This is a genomic window from Tepidanaerobacter sp. GT38, assembly GCF_021991635.1.
GTDB lineage: Bacteria > Bacillota > Thermosediminibacteria > Thermosediminibacterales > Tepidanaerobacteraceae > DTU063.
The window spans coordinates 1-3146 of sequence record NZ_JAFFJA010000068.1; the positions used below are offsets into that span (position 1 = coordinate 1).

Here is a 3146-nt window from a genome sequence, read left to right on the forward strand (position 1 = left end):
CTACAACAACTTGACACTATCTTATAAAATAGTCAAACTTGTCTCAATATAGTTCCCATGCTATAATAAAAATAATATAAAATATATATTCAGCACGTTACTGCATAGTCAAAATATATTAATTTATTTAGAAAAAATTGTAAGAGGGAGTGGAGTTTTTGAAAAAGAATTTAATCTTTGCTCAATCAGGGGGTCCTACTTCGGTCATTAACGCTAGTTGTTATGGGATTATTAGTGAGGCTAAGAAGCACGGAATAAAAATATTTGCGGCCAAATACGGTGTTGAAGGAATACTAAAAGATAATCTAATCGACTTAACCGATATAAGTGATGATGAATTAAATACTTTGCGGTATTCGCCATCAGCAGCTTTCGGTTCATGCAGGTATAAACTAAAGGATGAAGATTTTGAAAAGATATGTAAAATTTTCGACAAATATGAAATTGGCTATTTCCTCTATATCGGCGGCAATGATTCGATGGATACTGCCCACAGATTTTCACAATATGCCATAAACAAAGGAAAAGATATCAGTGTAATCGGCATACCCAAGACTATTGACAACGATCTTACAAATACACACTTTTGTCCGGGATATGGCAGTGCAGCCAAGTTTATAGCAACAAGTGTTCGTGAAATGGCTTTGGATGCAGATGTTTATGATAAGGACGCGGTTACTATTGTAGAAGTCATGGGAAGAGACAGCGGCTTTTTAGCTGCAGCTAGCGCTTTAGCCCGAGATGAAGTCATTGACGCACCACACTTGATATACTTGCCTGAAATACCCTTCGATGAGCAAAGTTTCGTAAGTGATGTCAGGCAGTTGCTAGAAGAGAAAGGCCGAGCTTTTGTTGTAACCTCTGAAGGAATTAAAGATAAATCAGGTAACTATGCTTACCTTCGCGAGGCAAAAGTAGATGTATTTGGCAATATACAAATGGGCGGCGTCGGTCGCTATCTTGAAAATCTTGTAAAACAAAATATCACTAAACGGGTCAAGGTAATCGAATTTTCCATTATGCAAAGATGTGCTGCACATACAGCTTCATTGGTAGATAACCAGGTAGCTGTAATGGTTGGAAAAGCAGGTGTGGAAAAAATACTAAGCGGTGTAAGTGATGTAATGATCTCTATTGAGAAGACTGAAAATGGTTTTGAGCCTGGAACAGTTCCACTTTCAAAAGTAGCAAATTATACTAAATCCTTCCCTAAGGAATGGATAGATATGAAAAACAGATGGGTAACCAAAGATGCCATTGAATACATGCTGCCCCTCATTCAAGGAAATGTAGAAATGCCATATGAAAATGGTCTTCCCAAATATACAAGATTTATTAAATTAGATAAGTGAATAATTGGGGAAACCCCAATTATTCACTTTTTCTTATTGGGTCTTTTCTTAATATGTCTTCTATTTCCTGGGTGGGAATTTTAAAGGTTGGAAAACCATATGCATACGGTGCCAGCTCATACAATTGGAAGTATATCACTAAAGTTGCGTTTTCGATATAAAAGTCCTGATCAGGCTCTATACTCGTAAAATCAACTATGACAGGTACATCTCTCTCCTGTATCTGTCGTTTTATTATATCAGTCAGACGTTTCACATAATCAGAGTTTTCTTTGAACAGGTCCTGCAGACGGTATATCCTGCCTGTGGCCACATCAAAAGTTACCGATTTTAAAACTGTCATGCCGTGAGCGCCGCCGGAAAACCAATACATTTCGATTGAAATACTCAAAATACCCTTATCGTTTGTTCTTATATGGTATCTTCCTGTTACTTCGGTGATGGGATTTTGGTAGTAATCGGTTTGTTCTATTAAGGTATTAACTATGCTCATCAGAACCGAATTAATATATTGCTTTACATTCTTATTTAATAAATCTTCCACCACAGGATATTCTACGTCAAGTCTTTCTTTTTTTATGCGACGGGTTTTAATTACTACAGGTGGTTGTTTTTCCATCATGGTGTTTCACCCCTCGAAAATAAAATGGCACTTTATATAATTTATTCCTACGCAATACTTTTTGTTATAGTAAAAAACACCGCTATTGTTTAAAGCGGCGCCAATCACAATTACTAGCAGTACTATTGTCTTCCAGAGACTTCGTAGCCACCTGTTTTTGATAGCGATACAGCATTGTAATCACTTCTTCACGGGTGCACGGATCTCTGGGCCTTGTGCCATCTGTTATACCTTCCTTTTTGGCCCATTCCCAAGCCTCTTGTGCCCAAGTTGAAGGTATATCCTTATCACCTTTATCTTTCTCCTTTAGCTTATCTAATTCAGCTTGCACCATGTTCAAAAATCTCTGCCAACCCATATAAAGGGTTCTATGAGGGCAATATTTACCTGAAAAATCTTGATGTTTCTTTACTCTATCAACTCCCCAACCTTTTTCATTTAGCTTGTATGCTATAAACCTTGCTGCTAATTTTTCAGCCTCTTCAAATCTCTTGCCACCAGATTTAGAATAACATATCTCAACACTTAACCCTTTTCTATTTCCCGGGCCATTTTCTCCATCCCCCGCATGCCAGGCGTTGCGGTTTTCCGGTATGCCCTGAACAATTTCCATATCGTCTACTGCATAGTGAAACGAAACCTTGTCATCATTCCTAATCATATATGCTACTTCATTTGCTGCACTCGCATCATTAAAGGTGTTGTGAACAACTATAAACTCTGGAACCATATAGTAAGGGCATTTAATACTGTATTTAGATGGCGGCACCAGATTATAAACGATATTCATAACCTCACCCCATGGCGGTATGAAACTTTCCTTTTCATCTTACAAAGCATAGTGTCGCAAATTCCATGCGTCCATAACATTACAGCAACTAACTTTTTATATTTAATATAATATGTATTTAACCTCTAATGGGCATAAATTTTGTTATTTATATTTCGACAAAAAATATGAAGACGATGCCTGCATGGTAAAAACACTGAGAAAATTACATATTATCATAAACTTACTCTAAAAAATTGCAATGATATGGGCCATAGAATAATTATTTTACGAACTTGTTAATTTTGGCCTTATTGTTTTTTATCAATGTTATTATATTAGATTTTGTCCTTGTCTAATTTAACACATTTTTCACAAAAAATACTGTCAATAACCAGTAAAA

3 protein-coding genes are annotated in these 3146 nt (G+C 36.4%); 1 reads left to right on the forward strand and 2 read right to left on the reverse strand.

Annotation, left to right across the window (positions count from 1 at the left end):
• Positions 1 to 158: 158 nt before the first annotated feature.
• Entirely contained in the window at positions 159 to 1352 is a 1194-nt protein-coding gene (locus tag JT739_RS09755) for a 6-phosphofructokinase (protein ID WP_237660929.1), read from the forward strand.
• A gap of 19 nt (positions 1353 to 1371) precedes the next feature.
• Here JT739_RS09755 and JT739_RS09760 read toward each other — a convergent pair whose 3' ends face one another.
• Together JT739_RS09760 and JT739_RS09765 are read right to left on the reverse strand one after the other, a co-directional pair.
• Entirely contained in the window at positions 1372 to 1974 is a 603-nt protein-coding gene (locus JT739_RS09760) for a DUF3298 and DUF4163 domain-containing protein (protein WP_237660930.1), read from the reverse strand.
• A gap of 82 nt (positions 1975 to 2056) precedes the next feature.
• On the reverse strand, positions 2057 to 2764 hold the full coding sequence (locus JT739_RS09765; RefSeq protein WP_304650989.1) for an N-acetylmuramoyl-L-alanine amidase family protein: 708 nt from the start codon (positions 2762 to 2764) through the stop codon (positions 2057 to 2059).
• Between the last annotated feature and the right edge of the window lie 382 nt (positions 2765 to 3146).